We start from the raw sequence: 18,091 nt of genomic DNA on the forward strand, positions 1-18,091 counted from the left end.
GACCTGCATAGGCCCTGAAAATAAGCGTTTCAGTGCACACCTGTACTTCTTTGCCAGGTGCGCTGTGACTTTCACCACAACGCAATAGTCTACCTGTAGGCTGCCGTCTCGGACTCAACCGCCGAGCCGGCCGGGAAGATTCAGCCCCAGCCGCACGGGGATTATTGAGGAGCTCGCATGACCAAACAAAACGCCTTTACTCGGGAAGATTTGCTGCGCTGCAGTCGCGGTGAGCTGTTCGGCCCAGGTAATGCGCAACTGCCCGCCCCGAACATGCTGATGGTCGATCGCATCACCCATATCAGCGCCGAAGGCGGCAAGTACGGCAAAGGTGAATTGGTCGCCGAGCTGGATATCAATCCGGACCTGTGGTTCTTCGCCTGCCACTTCGAGGGCGACCCCGTCATGCCAGGCTGCCTGGGCCTGGATGCCATGTGGCAACTGGTCGGTTTCTTCCTTGGCTGGCAGGGTCTGCCAGGCCGCGGCCGCGCCTTGGGCTCGGGCGAAGTGAAATTCTTCGGCCAGGTACTGCCTTCGGCCCAGAAAGTCACCTACAACATTCATATCAAGCGCGTCCTGAAGGGCAAGCTGAACATGGCCATCGCCGATGGCTCGGTCAGCGTCGACGGCCGCGAGATCTACACCGCCGAAGGCCTGCGGGTCGGCGTGTTCACCTCCACTGACAATTTCTAAGGGTTATTCGCATGCGCCGCGTCGTTATCACTGGTCTGGGCATCGTATCGTGCCTGGGCAATGACAAAGCTACCGTCACCGAAAACCTGCGCAACAGCCGTCCGGGTATCCGTTACAACCCGGAATACAAGGAAATGGGGCTGCGTAGCCAGGTTTCCGGTTCCATCGACCTCAACCTCGAAGAGCTGATCGACCGCAAGGTCTACCGCTTCGTCGGCCATGCCGCTGCCTACGCCTACCTGGCCATGCAGGACGCGATCAAGGACGCCGGTCTGACCGAGGAGCAAGTCTCCAACCCGCGTACCGGCCTGGTTGCAGGTTCCGGCGGCGCCTCCACCCTGAACCAGATGGAAGCCCTGGATACCCTGCGCGAGAAAGGCGTCAAGCGCGTCGGCCCGTACCGCGTCACCCGCACCATGGGCAGCACGGTATCGGCGTGCCTGGCCACCCCGTTCAAGATCAAGGGCATCAACTACTCGATCTCGTCGGCATGCGCCACCTCCGCACACTGCATCGGCACCGCCCTGGAGCAGATCCAGTGGGGCAAGCAAGACATCGTCTTCGCCGGCGGCGGTGAAGAAGAGCACTGGAGCCAGTCGTTCCTGTTCGATGCCATGGGCGCCCTGTCGACCAAGCGCAACGAAACCCCTGAACTGGCCTCGCGCGCCTATGACGCTGACCGCGATGGCTTCGTCATCGCCGGTGGTGGCGGCATGGTCGTGGTCGAGGAGCTGGAACACGCCCTGGCCCGTGGCGCCAAGATCTATGCCGAAATCGTCGGCTACGGCGCAACTTCCGACGGCTACGACATGGTTGCCCCGAGCGGCGAAGGCGCGATCCGCTGCATGCAGCAGGCGCTGGCCACCGTCGACACCCCGATCGACTACCTCAACACCCACGGCACCTCGACTCCGGTCGGTGACGTCGCCGAGATCAAAGGTGTACGTGAAGTGTTCGGCGACAAGGCTCCGAAGATCAGCTCGACCAAGAGCCTGTCCGGCCACTCCCTGGGTGCCGCAGGCGTACACGAGGCGATCTACTGCCTGCTGATGATGGAAAACAACTTCATCGCCGGCTCCGCCAACATCGACGAGCTGGACCCGGAGGTCGCCGACCTGCCGATCCTGCGCCAGACCGAAGAAAACGCCAAGATCGACACGGTCATGAGCAACAGCTTCGGCTTCGGTGGCACTAACGCCACCCTGGTGCTCAAGCGCTGGACTGGCAAGTAACAGCCTGACCTCGCTGCAACGAAAACGCCCCGACTGGTTCGGGGCGTTTTCGTTTGGCTGCAAGAACAGAGCGAGGGCCTTGCCCTTGCTGGGCTACACCGAAAACCTGTGCACCAGTGCGTTCAGATCCACCGCCAGCTGCGACAAGGCCTGGCTCGCCGCCGAGGTCTGCTCGGCCCCCGCCGAGGACTGGTGCGCCAGGTCGCGGATGGTGGTCAGGTTGCGATCCACTTCTCGGGTCACCTGAGCCTGCTCTTCCGATGCACTGGCGATCACCAGGTTGCGTTCGTTGATCCGCGCTATGGCCGCCGTGATCGCCTCCAACGCCTCGCCCGCGGCATGGGCCCCCTCAAGGGTCGAACGCGCCCGCTCATTGCTTTGTTGCATGCCGTGCACGGCACGTTCGGTGCCGGCCTGGATGGCAACGATCATCTGCTCGATCTCGCGGGTAGACGTCTGTGTGCGGTGGGCCAACGCCCTTACCTCATCAGCCACCACCGCAAAGCCACGCCCCGCCTCTCCCGCCCGCGCCGCCTCGATAGCGGCATTGAGCGCCAACAGGTTGGTCTGTTCAGCAATAGCACCTATCACATCCAGCACCTTGCTGATGTCCTGAACCTGCTGGGCCAGTTGCCCGACCTCATCGGCATTGTCGGCCACGCCCGCCGCCAGGGACTCGATGGCATGCACGGTCGCCTGCACCTGTTCACGCCCCTGGCGGGCGATACGGTCGGACTCGCGGGAGGCCTCTGACGTCGCTACCGCATTGCTCGCCACCTCCTCCACTGCCGAGGTCATCTGGTTGACGGCCGTCGCCGCCTGTTCGATTTCCTGGCTCTGTTGCTGCAACCCTCGGGTAGCGTCCTCGGTAACCGCACTGAGCTGCTCGGAAGCTGAAGCTAACTGTCCCGCCGAATCGGAAATTCGTCCGATGGTGTCACGCAGGCTCTGCTGCATGACCTTGAGCGCCGCCTGCAAGCGCGCAGGCTCGTCCTCGCCCTGCACAGTGATCTGCGGCGTCAGGTCGCCCTTGGCGACCGTCTCAGCCACCTGTAACGACTGCCCCAGCGGCCGCACGATACTGCGTGTCAGGGCCAGCGCCAGGACCACGGTCATGGTCACCGCCACCAGTAACAATCCCCACACCCAGACCTTGGCCCCTGCGTAGACCGCCTCGGCAAGATCCGTGGCGCGATCGGCATGGTGGATGTTCAGCTCGATCAGTTCGTTGAGGGTCGCGGTCATCTGGTCAGCGAACTGGTTCATCTCGCCGTTGACCAAGGTCGCGGCCGCATCAGTGCGCCCTTCGCCCGCCAGTTGCATTACCTGGCCCTGCAGGTCCAGGTATTGGCGTTCAAGCCCTTGGTAGCGAGTGAGCAGCGTGTGCTCTTCCGGCAACACGATCAGCGCCTTATAACGCTGCTGGACTTCGTTCAAGCCGGCTTTGAGTTCTTCGATACGCGCACGGTTCTGCTGTTGTGCCGCCGGCGCCGGGTCGATCAGCAGGCGCAAGGTCAGGGCGCGGATTCGCAACATGTCCTGAGTCATGCGCCCGACCGAAATGACACTGGGCAACCAGTTGTCGTCCACCTGCTCGGCTTGCTGGCGCATCTGTGTCATCTGTTGGAGAGAAAAGCCCCCGAGCAGGGCGACCAGCAAGGCCATCAGGCCAAAGCCAAGCCCCGCACGGGGGGCGATATTCAAACGTCTCAGACTCATGTACAGCTCCCTCTGCCACGTTGTCGTTGTTATAGACACTATCGGGGAGGGGCCGAATTTGCTTAAGACGAAAAGGCAATATCAAAGGGCCAGAATCAAGCGGCACGCATTATTTTGGTGCACCCGGTAGCACTGACAGAAAATTCGTGTGCGCCACACGGTTGGCCACTTCGACCGGCAGCGCATCGAGGAAGGCATCAAAACCGTGCATCTGCTCGCCGATTCCGGAAAAGCGCCCGACCACATCCGAACCGAGCATGAAACGCCCCGGGAACCGCTCGACCAGCTTGACCCATGCCTCGTGCGGCTTGCCCTGCCCGTCCAGCAAGTAAGGCTCGCGCATGCTCCAAGAGAGATCGATATACAGGTTCGGGTAGTCTTCGAGCAGCCGGGTGAGCACTGGCAGGAGGAAGTTCATCTGTGTCTGATGCCGATGGATTTCCGCGCTGGTACCGGCATGGGCCCAGATGAAGCGGGTGTGTGGATGGTTACGCAGTGGCTCTTCGATCTCCGCCAGGTAAAGCGGGTTGCGCTCGCGCTTGGAGGTGATGTTGGAATGGATGAGCACCGGCAAGTCACGCTCGGCCGCCAAGTGATAGATCCGCGTCATGGCCTCATTGTTGGCCCTGGGCGTATCGCCACTGGTGAGCGCAGTCAGATCGTCATGACGGGTGAACACCTCGCCAATGCCCTGCCAAAGCCCTGGGTACAGCTCAAGCATGCGCTCGATGTGGCTGACGGCATTCTTGTCCACCGGATTGAAGCCGCTGAGAAATGGATGCAAACGTCGGCGCTGCTGCGGCGGCAACTGCTGCACCGCGGCGGCGACGTAGACATCGGTGGCGCTGTACCAGTAGGCGTCCGCATCATCACCGGCGTAGTAGCGCGGGCGCTTGGGCTCATCTTCATGCCACTTCTTGGCCACGGGAATACCCGCGATCATGGACTGCTCGACCCCAGCCTCGTCCATGGCCTTGAACAGCGCAGCCATGCCCTCGCTCTCCTGGAAGAAGTCGACGTAATGCAGGTGGGCATCACTGTAGCGGTAATCCCGCGCCTGCACCGTCAGGCACAGGACGGTGGACAACAGCAGGCAGGCCAGCGCTCTGGCGATCATGGTGGTCTTTCCTCTGCGGCTTGGAGAAGAGTAGACCCGAGCCTGCGCAAGGCGGTTCAGCCCGCTTCGCTGAACCGCTATGCTTGAGGCATCCGTCGCCCGCCTGGAGCCCTGTCATGAGCCGCCCCTTGATCATTCATCCGCGCGCCGAATCGGTAGAGGGCCAACCGATCCTGCGCCCACTGCCATCGGCCCAGTGTCGCAGCGTGGGTCCTTTCGTGTTCTTCGACCACATGCTCGATACACGCTATGCCCCCGGCAGCGGCATGGACATCCGCCAACACCCGCATATCGGCCTGTCGACCCTGACGTATTTGTTCGAAGGCGAAATCCTGCACAAGGACAGCCTGGGCTCCGAACAGCGCGTCCTGCCCGGCGATGTCAGCTGGATGACTGCAGGTAGCGGCGTCGCTCACGTCGAGCGCACTCCCGCCGATGCCTTGAGCAGGGGTTCGCGCCTGCATGGCCTACAGGTATGGCTGGCTTCGCCCCGCGAGAATGAGCAAGGGCCGCCCAGCTACAGCCATCATCCGGCCGATAGCCTGCCGGTCAGCGACAATCTGGGCGTAAGCATCCGCATGATCGCAGGCCAAGGGTTTTGTCTTGAATCCCCAGTGCCGGTGCTCTCCCCTACCCTGTATGCCCTGGTACAAATGCAGGCGACCACCACGCTCAACGTGCCCCTCGAACATGCCGAGCGTGCCCTCTACCTGCTCGATGGCGAGCTGCTGCTGGGCGAGGACGAGGTCGAGCCATGCAACCTGCTGGTACTGCCCGAAGGCGAAGAGGTGACGCTGTATGCACAAAGCGAGTGCCAGCTGGTGCTGATCGGTGGCGCGCCGCTGGATGGGCCACGGCGGATGAACTGGAACTTCGTGGCCAGCGATCCGGAACTGATCGAACAGGCCCGGGCGCGCTGGGCTGCGGGGGATTGGCCGACAGTGCCGGGGGAAACGTCGCGGATCGAATTGCCGCGTTGAGAGGGCCGCCATGTGGTCAACGCAGGCCTCGCAAGGACCCAAGGGGCTTGTGGCGTTGTAGCGCGGCAGATCCGTGGGCGCTGGCGTAGCCTGCGATGGGCTGCCGCGCAGCCCTTGCCCAGTCAGCGCTGGAACACTTCGTCCAGCAGGTTGTGCATGGCACGGAACGCACGCTCGCTGGTACGGCGGTCGTATTGCATCTTGCCGGGCACGTTGGCGGACGGGTCGGTGAACGAGTGCACCGCACCGCCATAACTGAGCAATTGCCAGTCGACCTTGGCCGCGTTCATCTCCTCCTCGAACGCCGGCAACTGCTCCTTTGGCACCAGCGGGTCGGAAGCACCGTGCAACACCAGCACAGAGCCTTTGATGCGCTGGGCATCGGCCGGGTTCGGCGTATCCAGCGTCCCGTGGAACGACACTGCCGCCCGTAGGTCGGCGCCGGTACGGGCTAGCTCCAGGGCGCAGCAACCACCGAAACAGAAGCCAAAGGTCGCCACCTTGCCCGGCTCCAGCAATGCCTTGGACTGCCCGAGCAATTGTGCCAAGGCTTCCTGCATGCGCTTGCGCAGTTCGCCACGGTCATTCTTGAGCGGCATCATCGCCGCGCCGGCCTCGTCGGCATTGGATGGACGAACCGATTGTCCGTAAAGGTCAGCGACCAGCACCACATACCCCTGGCTGGCCACTTCCTTGGCAATCCGTTCGGCGCCTTCGCCGACGCCCATCCAGTTCGGCGCCATCACCAGGCCCGGCTGGGGCAGCGCGCCCGGCTCATAGACCAGGCGGCTCTCGTAGGCCTTGCCCGCATGGTGATAGACCAGCGATTCGACGATTACCTTGCTCATCAAACTCCTCCTTGCACCATGAAAAAAGCCCGCCGAAGCGGGCTTTGTCTTCAACTCAAGCAGACAATTCGACCAACAGCTTGTTCAGGCGACGAACGTACGCCGCCGGATCCTTCAAGCTGTCACCTGCTGCCAGCGCAGCCTGGTCGAACAGGATGTGGGAAAGCTCCGCAAAGCGGTCCTCGCTCTGTTCGTTATCCAGCTTCTCGATCAGCGGGTGGCTCGGGTTGAATTCGAAGATCGGCTTGGAGTCCGGCACCTTCTGACCACTGGCCTCGAGGATCTGGCGCATCTGCAGGCCCAGGTCCTGCTCGCCGATGGCAAGGATCGCCGGAGAGTCGGTCAGACGGTGCGAGACACGCACTTCGGCGACACTCTCACCCAGGGCGGTCTTCAGGCGCTCGACCAGGCCTTCCTTCTCCTTGGCGACTTCTTCCTGGGCCTTCTTGTCTTCCTCGGAGTCCAGCTTGCCCAAGTCCAGGTCGCCACGGGCGACATCGACAAAGGCCTTGCCGTCGAACTCATTGAGGTAGCTCATCAGCCACTCGTCGATGCGGTCAGTCAGCAGCAGAACCTCGATGCCTTTCTTGCGGAAGACTTCCAAGTGCGGACTGTTCTTGACCTGTGCGTAGGACTCGCCGGTCAGGTAGTAGATCTTGTCCTGGCCTTCCTTGGCGCGGGCCAGGTAGTCCGCCAGCGCAACGCTCTGCTCGCCGCTTTCGTCGGCGGTCGAGGCAAAGCGCAGCAGGCCGGCAATCTTCTCCTTGTTGGCGAAGTCTTCGGCCGGGCCTTCCTTCATCACCTGACCGAAGTTCTTCCAGAAGCTCTTGTACTGTTCAGGCTCGTTCTTCGCCAGTTTCTCCAGCATGTCCAGCACGCGCTTGGTCAACGCCGACTTCATCGAGTCGATGATCGGATCCTTCTGCAGGATTTCGCGCGAGACGTTCAGCGACAGGTCATTGGAATCGACCACACCCTTGATGAAACGCAGGTAAAGCGGCAGGAACGACTCGGCTTGGTCCATGATGAATACGCGCTGCACATACAGCTTCAGGCCGCGCGGCGCTTCGCGCTGGTACAGGTCGAACGGTGCGCGGGCCGGCACGTACAGCAGCGAGTTGTACTCCAGCTTGCCTTCGACCTTGTTGTGGCTCCAGGCCAGCGGGTTCTCGAAGTCATGGCCGATGTGCTTGTAGAACTCCTGGTACTCCTCGTCCTTGATCTCGGTACGCGGACGGGTCCACAGGGCGCTTGCGCGGTTGACGGTTTCCCATTCCTGGGCAGGCTTTTCTTCGCCTTCGGCGGTCTCGACGTGCTGCTTGGGCAGTTCGATCGGCAGAGCAATATGGTCGGAGTATTTCTTGACGATGTTGCGCAGGCGCCAACCATCGGCGAACTCTTCTTCGCCCTTCTTCAAGTGCAGGACAATACGGGTACCGCGTTGCGGCTTGTCGAGCGTGGCGACTTCGAACTCGCCTTCACCCTTGGACGACCAGTGGACACCCTCGGCGGCAGGAAGACCTGCGCGACGGCTGTAGACATCGACCTTGTCGGCGACGATGAACGCCGAATAGAAGCCGACGCCGAACTGGCCGATCAGGTGCGAGTCCTTCTTCTGGTCACCGGTCAAGTTCTTCATGAAGTCGGCAGTGCCGGACTTGGCGATGGTGCCCAGGTGCGTGATGACGTCTTCACGGCTCATGCCGATACCGTTGTCCTCGAGGGTCACGGTGCCGGCGTCCTTGTCGAAGCTAACGCGGATTTTCAGCTCGGCGTCGCCTTCGAGCAGCTCTGGCTTGGCCAGCGCTTCGAAACGCAGCTTGTCGGCGGCGTCGGAGGCGTTGGAAATCAGCTCACGCAGGAAGATCTCCTTGTTCGAATACAAGGAATGGATCATGAGGTGCAGCAGTTGCTTTACCTCGGTCTGGAAGCCCAGGGTTTCTTTTTGAGTTTCCACACTCATGGTCTTCAAAACTCCGATCTGTTGGCGGTGGCCACCTGGCGCCCCTCGAAGGGCTGCGTTGGCGGCGGATGTCCAGCAGATGGGGGCTGGCCTGACTATTTCAAGGGCTTTTCCGGTTCAATCTTGAAATGAGCACGCGCGGTAGCGATCGGTGAGTCGGGGTCGGCCTGCCAGGCGGTGATGGCGACGTTGGTCACCCGACGCCCCTGGCGCCAGAGCTGACAACGCGCGAACGTGTCGCGATAGTGCCCGGCCCGCAGGTAATCGATGGAGAAATCGATGATCTTGGGAATGCTGGCGCTCTCACTGTAGATCAGTAGGTAAAGGGCCGCGGAGAGCTCCATGAAGCCTGCGATCACCCCGCCATGGATCGCGGGCAGCAAGGGATTGCCAATGTTGTCCTGGTTCGCCGGCAGACGAAACAGTAAGTCATCACCCTGGCGCTCGCACTCGATGCCGATGAGTCCGGCGTAGGGAATCAGCCTCAGCAAAGGCTGGTAATTGCCGACGGCGTGGGCTTCGTTGAGCTGGAGACGAACATCAGCAGGAATCATGACCTCTCCTCCTTGAGGCTGTTGCCGAAGCGGATGCCGCCCTTGACCTCCTGCCCCAGACGCATGAAGGTGCCGACCACATGACAAATCGGGCGTGACGGATCGTCCTGGTAGGCAGTGCCGCGGGTAAAGATCACGTCGCGAGTCACCCGGTAGCACTGCGCATGGCCGTGAATATCCTTGCCTGCCTCGGCCGGGTGCATGTAGTCGATGCGAAGGTCCAGCGTCGGGCAGACCTCGAAGCGCGGCAGGGCGCACAAGGTGGCCATGCCACAGGTGGTGTCCATCAGCGTGGTCAGGGCTCCGCCGTGCACCGCGCCGGTCTGCGGATTGCCGACGATGGCCGCAGACCAAGGCAGCACCAGTGTCATGCCTTCGGCATCGGCGTGGTGGACTCGCATCCGCAATAACTGACAATGTTTCAATGCGGACAGAAAGCGTTCGGCCATGGCCCGCAGGTCTGTATCTGTCATGGGGCAACCTGTTTTTGTGAGGCTATTCACTCTGCACAAATCCGAGGAAAAGTCTATCTGGATCCACGCTATATATATCTGTAATCTTCGCGGAACTTATTCCACTTACTTGAGCTCGAATGGAACAAGTAAGTTATTCCACCAAGGAGAGACACCCCATGCGTAAACCTTTTGCTTTTGCCCTGATGCTGGCCGCTGCCATGGGCCTGGCCGCTTGCGACAAGGCGAGCGAAAACAAGGCTCCGGAAACCAAGACCGAGCAAGCCGCCCCTGAAGCTGCCCCAGCTACCCCGGCTCCAGAAGCCGCCCCTGCTACCCCAGCTCCGGAAGCCACTCCTGCTCCGGAAACCGCTCCAAGCGAAGAGCCGGCCAAGCAGTAAGCAGCACGTAAAAAAACCCGACACTGTCGGGTTTTTTTATGCCTGGCGTTCAGGGAAGGGGTCAGCTAGCCGGGCTGGCAGGCTCTTTGAGCCCCTCCCCGGCCACCGGCTCGGTGGGCGTGAATACCATTACCTCGAGCACATCGGAATGAAACTCCCGGCGATAGAGAATCAGCACCACGCAGACACTGGTGACCATGAACAACCAAGGGCTGATGAACCAGGTCAGCATGGCCATTCCGAAGTAATACGAACGCAGCCCGAAGTTGAACTGGTTGGCTGCCAGTGATAATACCCGCGCCGCTCTAGATGCAAATGCCTTGCGCTCCAACTCACTGACTTGTCGCTCACCGATCATGGGCGCAGAACCCACCAGAACTGCGGCGAAGTTGTACTGGCGCATGCACCAACTAAAAGTGAAGAAGGCATAGACGAACACCATTGCCAGCCCCAGCAGCTTGATTTCCGACATGCCTTGGGACGCCTGCTGCACCAGAGGCAGGTCGGCCAGCAACGACAGCGCGCGGTCCGATGCCCCGAGCACGGTGAGGATACCGGCAAGGATGATCAGCGTACTGGAGGCGAAGAACGAGGCGTTGCGCTCCAGATTGCCGATCACGCTGGCATCGGCGATGCGGTTGTCACGCAACAACATGCGGCGCATCCAGTCCTCCCGGTACAAGTGCAGCACGCTGGCCAGGCACGCGGTGTCGCGCCCTTTCCAGATCGCATAACGGGTGTAGCCACCCCAACAGAGGGCGAACCAGCAGGCCGCAACCCAGTGGCTCAGATTGCTTTGAATGAAGCTCATGCAGGCTCCTGATCGTTCAAGTCCTGAGAATATTGAAGTCCGCTTTTCGACGCACGGCGGCCAGAAAAGACACGCTCTGGAAACAAAACGTAGCAACAAAAAACCCCGTATCCGAATGGACACGGGGTTGGCGTTTTGACCATCGGCTGGCGCCCTTTGGCTTGTGGCCGGCGCCAGCGCTCTGGCTTCAACGTATCAGGCCAGCGCCTCGCGGGGCTTGCCCAGCATGCGATCGCATGCAACGGCCAAGCCCAGGGTGATGACCGACGGCACCAGCCAGGCCAGGCCCTGATCGCTCAGCGGCAGATGGGCCATGGCGTCCGGCAGCATGTGCGCCAGGTTGCTGCCTTTGATGGCATCGACCATGCCGAACAGCAGCGACACCAGCATTACCGGCGCCAGGATGCGCACCGGCGAGTTCCAAAGCTCTTTGACGAAGCTCAGGCCCACCACAACGATGCAGGGCGGGTAGATGGCGGTCAGCACCGGGATCGAGAACAGGATCAGCTTGGTCAGGCCGAGGTTGGAGATCAGCAGCGAGAAGCCGGCCAGGATCACTACCAGTGCACGGTAGGACAGCGGCAGGATCTGGCTGAAGTACTCGGCACAGGCGCAGGTCAGGCCCACGGCGGTCACCAGGCATGCCAGTGCGATCAGCACCGCGAGGAAGCCACTGCCCAGCGAGCCGAAGGTGTGCTGCACGTAGGCATGCAGGACCGCAGCGCCGTTGGTCGCACCCATGGCGATGTCATGGCTGCCGGCACCCAATCGGAACAGGCTGATGTACACGAGCGCCAGGCCCACACCAGCGATCAGGCCAGCGATGATGGCGTAACGGGTGATCAGTTTCGGCGACTCCACACCGCGCGAACGGATGGCATTGACGATGACGATACCGAAGACCAGCGCACCCAGGGTGTCCATGGTCAGATAGCCATTGATGAAGCCCTGGGAGAACGGCGCGGCCACGTAGGCCGGCTGCGCCTCACCGATGGTGCCGGCCGGCAGCGCGAAGGCAGCGATGCCCAGCACGGCCAGGGCGATGATCTTCAACGGGGCCAGGAACCGGCCGACGGTATCGAGCAGCTTGCCCGGATACATCGACACGGCCAGCACCACGATGAAGTAGATCAGGCTATAGATGAACAGCGCCAGCGGGCTCTCACCCGTCAGCGGTGCCACACCGACCTCGAACGAGACCGTAGCTGTACGCGGGGTGGCGAACAACGGGCCCACCGACAGGTAGCACACGGCCGCCAGCAGGCCGCCGAAGAACTTGCCGATCGGGCTGCTCAGGGCGTCCATGCCGCCGCCGACCTTGGCCAGGGCAACCACGGTGATGACCGGCAGACCCACAGCGGTGACGAGGAAGCCAAGGGCTGCCATCCAGACATGTGGACCGGATTGCAAACCAACGATAGGCGGGAAGATGATGTTGCCCGCGCCGACGAAAAGCGCAAACGTCATAAAGCCAAGCGCCAGGATATCCTGGCCTTTCAACACTTTCATTTAGGGTAGTACCACACTGCTGAAATCGGGGTTCGAGAAGGGATTTCCCCAGGGGTATGGGAAAATGCTGCCCGGCTTGATAGGCCAGACCCGTTTAGCGTGTCGTTCCCTTTTGGGGGACGGGCACAGAGTGAACGCGTAGGTTAACCGTTTTACCCGGCAAACGCACTGGCACAGGCCTGCTTGTCCGATGTGCGTATGTTCTTGTCGTCTGGGTGACTCTGTGACGCGGTTAATGCTGGCAGATAGGATCAAACCCGTCTGCCTTAAAATCCCTATCAAATCGATCGATTTTTCTTACAAGTTACACAAACCTGCCGAAAACGCCGGCTTGTCCTCGGCAGGTCATTCCTCAAAGCGGTTTGTCAGCCGCGTCTATCCCAACGCTCTGCCAAAAGCGTTTGATTTCGTGAATGTTGCCAAAGTTGTAGCGTGGCCCGGTGTAAAAGCCACCGTCACCGGAACAAAAAATTTCGGAGTCGACGCCGGTCTGCGGCAAGGTTTCGCTACCGGCGCTGTATAGACGGGCTTGCGCCCAAACAGGTTTGTGCATGACTTTCTACCTTTTTCACGGTTTACATCAGGATTGATGTGCTTGCCACAGCGCCTGGATGCGCTGGTGTATATGCTGCTCCTGCGAACCAAGCCCCGAATAGATCGGCCGCAGTTCCTCATCGAAACACCACTCCTGCCGCCCATTTCGGCTCGCGGCAGGAACAGCGACCATCAATGCCAACGACAGGGAAAACTCCTCGGGAGGAATCTGATAATGCAGGTCCTCAAAGGCACGCATATGTAGGAGCTTGCCTGGGCTCAAGCGAACTTCTTCAGGCTCACCCAGTACAGGCCTGGTCCGCGCGTCGACCTGCGCTGCATTGAGTATCGGGTACTTCATGGTTCGGTAGCCGCAGCCTTGATAACCCACGGCATACAGTTCGAAATCGTGGGTATGTGGCACGCCATAGATGAAGGTTTGCCGCTCAGCCTGCGCTTGGGCCGGCAACCAGCAGGTCATTCGCAGGGAGACGTACTGCGAGGCATGCAACGCAAAACCGTACGGGCTGTACACCTGCTCCCCGCGGCTGAAGGCGTGTTGCTGGATGTGCTCATACATGCACTCCCCAAGCAGGCTGCGATTCTGCGCAAGCGCCAGAAGGTCGGCGCTGATCGCGTCCTGCTCTCGCTCAAGATCCCGCTGCTCGAGTCGCTCGATGAATGTATCCAGTTTCATGCCGCCCCCTGCCCAAGGTAGTTCGACAGCATGTCGTCGAGTGCAGGGTCGGATAGTGAGCGAAGGACCTTCAGATAATGCTCAAGATGCCCTGGAGCCAATCTCATCAACACCTCGAAAGCCCGCCAACGGACAGCCGAATGGTGGTGATAGATCAGCTCACCTGCCACAGCTTCCAGATACGGATCCTCGATGCGCTGGAGTGCATCGAGCCACACAAGAAAGCGCGAAACCTGCGGATCGGCGGGAAACCAGGCGATACGTGCCAGCGTGGTGCGGTCGAACACCTCGATGTCACTGCCGGGGTTTGGCAGGTTCAAGCTGAAGACCAGACGCTCTGACCGTTCATCTGGGCATAGCGCCACCACCTTACAAGCACCGTCTACAAGCACGGGCGCTTGGGGTGTCACCTCCACCTTCACACCGTTGCACAGGCGGTCGGATTCGCGGTTGAACAGCCATAGGGCGTATTCGAAGCCCTGGGGTGCAAACCAGATGCTGTAACCCGAAGTGGAATACAGATGATCCGCTGTCGAGCGCACCCGCGTGACATCCAGTGCAACAGGTTCATGTGGGGCATTGAGTCGTAGACGCTCACTGAAATGAGCGACCGTGCCACACAACATGGCCTTGCTCCCAGGCTCGCCCTGGTCTTTCATGCGTTGGTCAAAACCCTGCCATGCGGCGTTGACGAATGCACGCATGTCGGTACACCTCACCTGTTCCAACAGGACGGCCGGTTCGGGTTTCCTACTCAGCAATGCTTCCATGAAGTTTTCTTTCATCCGCTCTTCTGATCTCGAGCGGGATGATCTCTGACATGGGTAACGTCATTAAGATGGAAGTAATCCCCTGAAACGACAAAGGCCACCCGAGGGTGGCCTTTGTGCGCGTGGGGGGTAAAGCGTATTACTTCTTCATTTCCCAACCGGTCAGCTCGGCCAGCGCCTTGCCGATGTCAGCCAGGGAACGCACGGTTTTGACACCAGCGTCCTGGAGGGCGGCGAACTTCTCGTCCGCAGTACCCTTGCCACCGGAGATGATGGCGCCAGCGTGGCCCATGCGCTTGCCCGCAGGCGCGGTAACGCCGGCGATGTAGGAAACGACAGGCTTGGTCACATTGGCCTTGATGTAGGCCGCGGCTTCTTCTTCAGCAGAACCGCCGATTTCACCGATCATAACGATCGCTTCGGTCTGCGGATCTTCCTGGAACAGCTTCAGGATATCGATGAAGTTGGAGCCTGGGATCGGGTCACCACCGATACCAACGCAGGTCGACTGACCGAAACCTGCGTCGGTGGTCTGCTTGACCGCTTCGTAGGTCAGGGTGCCGGAACGGGAAACGATACCGACCTTGCCTGGCAGGTGGATGTGGCCTGGCATGATGCCGATCTTGCACTCGCCCGGGGTGATGACACCTGGGCAGTTAGGGCCGATCAGGCGTACACCCAGCTCGTCGCACTTGACCTTGGCGTCCAGCATGTCGAGGGTAGGAATACCCTCGGTGATGCAGACGATCAGCTTGATGCCACCAAAGGCAGCTTCCAGGATCGAGTCTTTGCAGAACGGAGCCGGAACATAGATGACCGAAGCTTCGGCGCCGGTGGCCTCAACCGCTTCCTTCACGGTGTTGAACACCGGCAGGCCCAGGTGGGTGGTGCCACCCTTGCCTGGGGTTACGCCGCCAACCATCTTGGTGCCGTAGGCGATGGCTTGTTCGGAGTGGAAAGTACCCTGCGAGCCGGTGAAGCCCTGGCAGATGACTTTGGTGTCTTTATTGATCAGGACGCTCATTACTTGCCCTCCGCAGCTTTGACAACTTGTTGAGCAGCGTCGGTCAGGCTGGTTGCCGCAATGATGTTCAAACCGCTTTCTGCCAGTACTTTAGCGCCCAGTTCGGCGTTGTTGCCTTCGAGGCGAACGACGACCGGAACTTTAACGCCGACTTCTTTCACTGCACCGATGATGCCTTCGGCAATCATGTCGCAACGAACGATGCCGCCGAAGATGTTGACCAGAACGGCCGCGACATTGCTGTCGGACAGAATGATCTTGAACGCTTCGGTAACGCGCTCTTTGGTAGCACCACCGCCAACGTCGAGGAAGTTGGCCGGCTTGCCGCCGTGCAGGTTGACGATGTCCATGGTACCCATGGCCAGACCGGCACCGTTGACCATGCAGCCGATGTTGCCTTCCAGGGCAACGTAGTTCAGTTCGAACTTGGCAGCGTGGGCTTCACGGGCGTCGTCCTGGGACGGGTCGTGGAAGGTCTTCAGCTTTGGCTGACGGTACATGGCGTTGGCGTCGATGTTGATCTTGGCATCGAGGCAGTGCAGGTCGCCGTCGGCCTTGATGACCAGCGGGTTCACTTCCAGCAGGGCCAGATCGTGATCCTTGAACAGCTTGGCCAGGCCAACGAAGATCTTGGCGAACTGTTGAACTTGCTTGCCTTCCAGACCCAGCTGGAACGCCAGTTCACGACCTTGGAACGGCTGAGCGCCGACCAGCGGATCGATGGTAGCCTTGAGGATCTTCTCGGGAGTTTCGTGAGCGACTTTCTCGATGTCCACGCCACCTTCGGTGGAAGCCATGAACACGATACGGCGGCTCGAACGATCGACTACAGCGCCCAGGTACAGCTCTTTGGCGATGTCAGTGCAGGATTCGACCAGGATCTTGGAAACTGGTTGACCGTTGGCATCGGTCTGGTAGGTGACCAGGTTCTTGCCGAGCCACTGTGCAGCGAACGCCTTGGCGTCTTCCTTGCTGCGAACCAGCTTGACGCCGCCCGCCTTACCGCGACCACCAGCGTGGACCTGGGCCTTTACGACCCACTCGGAACCGCCGATCTTGTCGCAGGCTTCTGCAGCTTGCTCAGGGGTATCGACTGCGAAACCCTTGGAAACTGGCAGGCCGTATTCAGCGAACAGCTGTTTACCCTGATACTCGTGAAGATTCATGCTTTTTACCGTCTTCGTTAGGTACTGCGCTTCGGCGCTGCGCCATCACTGGCGCCGCACCACCTGTGACCGTTGACCCCGGGTTTCCCGTGTGATCCGGTCCGGCGGACGTTCCGCGGTGAGTCTTGCACGCAAGACCCACGACGGGCAGCCCGCCGTGGTTTCTTATAATTAACGCTTCTTACGGTTGGCGACGTGAATGGCGCCGCCATTCACAGCCAGCGCTGCTTCATGCAGCGCTTCGGACAGGGTCGGATGGCTGAAGACCATCATGCCCAGATCCTCGGCACTGGTGCCGAATTCCATTGCGATCGCGCCTTGCTGAACCAGCTCGGCAGCCGATGGGCCGATCACGTGAACACCCAGGACACGGTCGGTCTTGGCATCGGCGATGACCTTGACGAAACCGCCGGTATCGTTGGCTGCCATCGCACGGCCGCTGGCCGCGAACGGGAAGGTGCCCACGTTAACCTCAACGCCCTCGGCCTTCAAGGCCTGTTCGGTCTTGCCGACCCACGCGATTTCCGGGTGGGTATAGATGACCGACGGAATCAGGTCATAGTTCATCTGGGCTTTGTGGCCCTTGATGCGCTCGACGACCATGATGCCCTCTTCCGAGGCCTTGTGCGCCAGCATCAGACCACGGACCACGTCACCGATGGCGTAGACGCCCGGTACGCTGGTCGCGCAGTAGTCGTCGACGTAGATGTAGCCACGCTCGTCGATGGTCACACCGCTGTCGGCAGCCAGCAGGTCGGTGGTCACCGGACGACGGCCCACGGCCACGATCAGTTTGTCGAAGACGATCTTCTGCTCGCCGTTGGCGTCGGTGTAGGTGACTTCGACTTCTTCGCCATTGACCTTCGAGCCGGTCACGCGAGCGCCCAGCTTGATGTCCAGGCCTTGCTTGGTCAGGGTTTTCTGGGCTTCCTTGGAAACCGCGGTGTCAGCGGCCATCAGGAAGGTGTCCAAGGCTTCCAGGACGGTCACCTGGGCACCCAGGCGGGACCATACCGAACCCAGCTCCAGACCGATCACGCCTGCGCCGATGACGCCCAGACGCTTCGGTACCGATTGGAATTCCAGGGCGCCGGTGGAGTCGACGATGACTTTCTGGTCGACCGGAGCAGGCGGAATGTCGATCGGACGCGAGCCGGAGGCCAGAATCACGTTCTCGGCTTCGATGACTTCGGTGGTGCCGTCAGCCTTGGTGACTTCGACTTTCTTGCCAGCCAGCAGTTTGCCGTGACCTTGGATGGAGGTAACACCGTTGGCCTTGAACAGGGTGGCGACACCACCGGTCAGGTTCTTGACGATGCCAGCCTTGCGGCCAACCATCGCAGCAACGTCCATCTTCACTTCGCCAGTGGAGATACCGTGGACGTTGAAGCTCTCTTTGGCCTCCTTGTACTTCCAGGAGCTGTCCAGCAGGGCCTTGGAAGGAATGCAACCCACGTTCAGGCAGGTACCGCCCAGGGCCAGTTTGCCCTCGGCGTCGGTGTATTTCTCGATGCAGGCGGTCTTGAGGCCGAGCTGAGCAGCCTTGATCGCGGCCACGTAGCCGCCAGGACCTGCACCAATCACCACTACGTCGAATTTCTGGGTCATAAAAGATTCCTTT

General features: G+C 60.6%; 18 protein-coding genes and 1 pseudogene. 4 read left to right on the forward strand and 15 right to left on the reverse strand.

Annotated elements, in window-relative coordinates; all coding sequences use genetic code 11:
* Positions 1 to 177 precede the first annotated feature (177 nt).
* Entirely contained in the window at positions 178 to 693 is a 516-nt protein-coding gene (gene fabA, locus BLS27_RS17020) for a 3-hydroxyacyl-[acyl-carrier-protein] dehydratase FabA (RefSeq protein ID WP_043211383.1), read from the forward strand.
* 11 nt (positions 694 to 704) lie between these two features.
* Positions 705 to 1,925, forward strand: coding sequence for a beta-ketoacyl-ACP synthase I (fabB, locus tag BLS27_RS17025; RefSeq protein WP_043211385.1), 1,221 nt, complete (start codon positions 705 to 707; stop codon positions 1,923 to 1,925).
* A 93-nt stretch (positions 1,926 to 2,018) separates the two neighbouring features.
* Here the strand turns inward: fabB and BLS27_RS24275 are convergent, their stop codons facing one another.
* The 3 genes and pseudogenes from BLS27_RS24275 to BLS27_RS17035 form a co-directional block, all read right to left on the reverse strand.
* The gene (locus BLS27_RS24275) at positions 2,019 to 3,071 is read right to left on the reverse strand and encodes a methyl-accepting chemotaxis protein (protein WP_425262103.1); all 1,053 of its coding nucleotides are present in this window, start codon (positions 3,069 to 3,071) and stop codon (positions 2,019 to 2,021) included.
* Positions 3,072 to 3,101: 30 nt separating this feature from the next.
* Positions 3,102 to 3,644, reverse strand: a pseudogene (locus BLS27_RS24280) (MCP four helix bundle domain-containing protein); the annotation flags it as partial.
* Between the two features lie 109 nt (positions 3,645 to 3,753).
* A complete protein-coding gene (locus BLS27_RS17035; RefSeq protein WP_043211390.1) occupies positions 3,754 to 4,761 on the reverse strand; it encodes an amidohydrolase family protein in 1,008 nt (335 codons plus the stop codon).
* Positions 4,762 to 4,877: 116 nt separating this feature from the next.
* Between BLS27_RS17035 and BLS27_RS17040 the strand changes: the two genes are divergently transcribed.
* Positions 4,878 to 5,741 carry a pirin family protein gene (locus BLS27_RS17040; protein WP_090345913.1) on the forward strand — a complete coding sequence of 288 codons (864 nt, stop codon included), beginning with the start codon at positions 4,878 to 4,880 and terminating at the stop codon, positions 5,739 to 5,741.
* A 122-nt stretch (positions 5,742 to 5,863) separates the two neighbouring features.
* Here BLS27_RS17040 and BLS27_RS17045 read toward each other — a convergent pair whose 3' ends face one another.
* The 4 genes from BLS27_RS17045 to BLS27_RS17060 all read right to left on the reverse strand — a co-directional run bounded on the left by BLS27_RS17045 (position 5,864) and on the right by BLS27_RS17060 (position 9,579).
* Positions 5,864 to 6,589 carry a dienelactone hydrolase family protein gene (locus BLS27_RS17045; RefSeq protein WP_043211395.1) on the reverse strand — a complete coding sequence of 242 codons (726 nt, stop codon included), beginning with the start codon at positions 6,587 to 6,589 and terminating at the stop codon, positions 5,864 to 5,866.
* 55 nt (positions 6,590 to 6,644) lie between these two features.
* On the reverse strand, positions 6,645 to 8,552 hold the full coding sequence (gene htpG / locus BLS27_RS17050; protein WP_043211396.1) for a molecular chaperone HtpG: 1,908 nt from the start codon (positions 8,550 to 8,552) through the stop codon (positions 6,645 to 6,647).
* 95 nt (positions 8,553 to 8,647) lie between these two features.
* Positions 8,648 to 9,106 (reverse strand): PaaI family thioesterase, encoded by a 459-nt coding sequence (locus BLS27_RS17055; RefSeq protein WP_090345916.1) that lies wholly within the window; start codon positions 9,104 to 9,106, stop codon positions 8,648 to 8,650.
* A complete protein-coding gene (locus BLS27_RS17060) occupies positions 9,103 to 9,579 on the reverse strand; it encodes a PaaI family thioesterase (protein ID WP_043211400.1) in 477 nt (158 codons plus the stop codon). Before BLS27_RS17060 ends, BLS27_RS17055 begins: the two co-directional genes overlap by 4 nt.
* A 158-nt stretch (positions 9,580 to 9,737) precedes the next feature.
* Here BLS27_RS17060 and BLS27_RS17065 point away from each other — a divergent pair, with 158 nt between their 5' ends.
* Positions 9,738 to 9,959, forward strand: coding sequence for a hypothetical protein (locus BLS27_RS17065; protein ID WP_043211402.1), 222 nt, complete (start codon positions 9,738 to 9,740; stop codon positions 9,957 to 9,959).
* 61 nt (positions 9,960 to 10,020) lie between these two features.
* On the opposite strand, the gene BLS27_RS17070 is transcribed toward BLS27_RS17065, so the two are convergent.
* The 8 genes from BLS27_RS17070 to lpdA form a co-directional block, all read right to left on the reverse strand.
* The gene (locus BLS27_RS17070) at positions 10,021 to 10,770 is read right to left on the reverse strand and encodes a DUF599 domain-containing protein (RefSeq protein ID WP_043211404.1); all 750 of its coding nucleotides are present in this window, start codon (positions 10,768 to 10,770) and stop codon (positions 10,021 to 10,023) included.
* Positions 10,771 to 10,965: 195 nt separating this feature from the next.
* The gene (gene brnQ, locus BLS27_RS17075) at positions 10,966 to 12,279 is read right to left on the reverse strand and encodes a branched-chain amino acid transport system II carrier protein (RefSeq protein WP_043211407.1); all 1,314 of its coding nucleotides are present in this window, start codon (positions 12,277 to 12,279) and stop codon (positions 10,966 to 10,968) included.
* Between the two features lie 352 nt (positions 12,280 to 12,631).
* Positions 12,632 to 12,832, reverse strand: a complete 201-nt coding sequence (locus BLS27_RS17080) for a hypothetical protein (RefSeq protein ID WP_043211409.1) — start codon at positions 12,830 to 12,832, stop codon at positions 12,632 to 12,634.
* Positions 12,833 to 12,859: 27 nt separating this feature from the next.
* Positions 12,860 to 13,510, reverse strand: a complete 651-nt coding sequence (locus BLS27_RS17085; RefSeq protein ID WP_043211410.1) for a hypothetical protein — start codon at positions 13,508 to 13,510, stop codon at positions 12,860 to 12,862.
* A complete protein-coding gene (locus BLS27_RS17090; protein WP_139205757.1) occupies positions 13,507 to 14,280 on the reverse strand; it encodes a hypothetical protein in 774 nt (257 codons plus the stop codon). Before BLS27_RS17090 ends, BLS27_RS17085 begins: the two co-directional genes overlap by 4 nt.
* A gap of 139 nt (positions 14,281 to 14,419) precedes the next feature.
* Complete coding sequence (gene sucD / locus BLS27_RS17095; RefSeq protein ID WP_043211414.1) at positions 14,420 to 15,304, reverse strand: succinate--CoA ligase subunit alpha; 885 nt, start codon at positions 15,302 to 15,304, stop codon at positions 14,420 to 14,422.
* Entirely contained in the window at positions 15,304 to 16,470 is a 1,167-nt protein-coding gene (gene sucC, locus BLS27_RS17100; protein WP_011534748.1) for an ADP-forming succinate--CoA ligase subunit beta, read from the reverse strand. The genes sucD and sucC overlap by 1 nt, the downstream gene beginning before the upstream one ends.
* Positions 16,471 to 16,641: 171 nt before the next feature.
* Positions 16,642 to 18,078 (reverse strand): dihydrolipoyl dehydrogenase, encoded by a 1,437-nt coding sequence (lpdA, locus tag BLS27_RS17105; protein WP_043211417.1) that lies wholly within the window; start codon positions 18,076 to 18,078, stop codon positions 16,642 to 16,644.
* Positions 18,079 to 18,091: the final 13 nt, after the last annotated feature.

Source organism: Pseudomonas guariconensis (assembly GCF_900102675.1).
Classification (GTDB): Bacteria; Pseudomonadota; Gammaproteobacteria; order Pseudomonadales; family Pseudomonadaceae; genus Aquipseudomonas; species Aquipseudomonas guariconensis.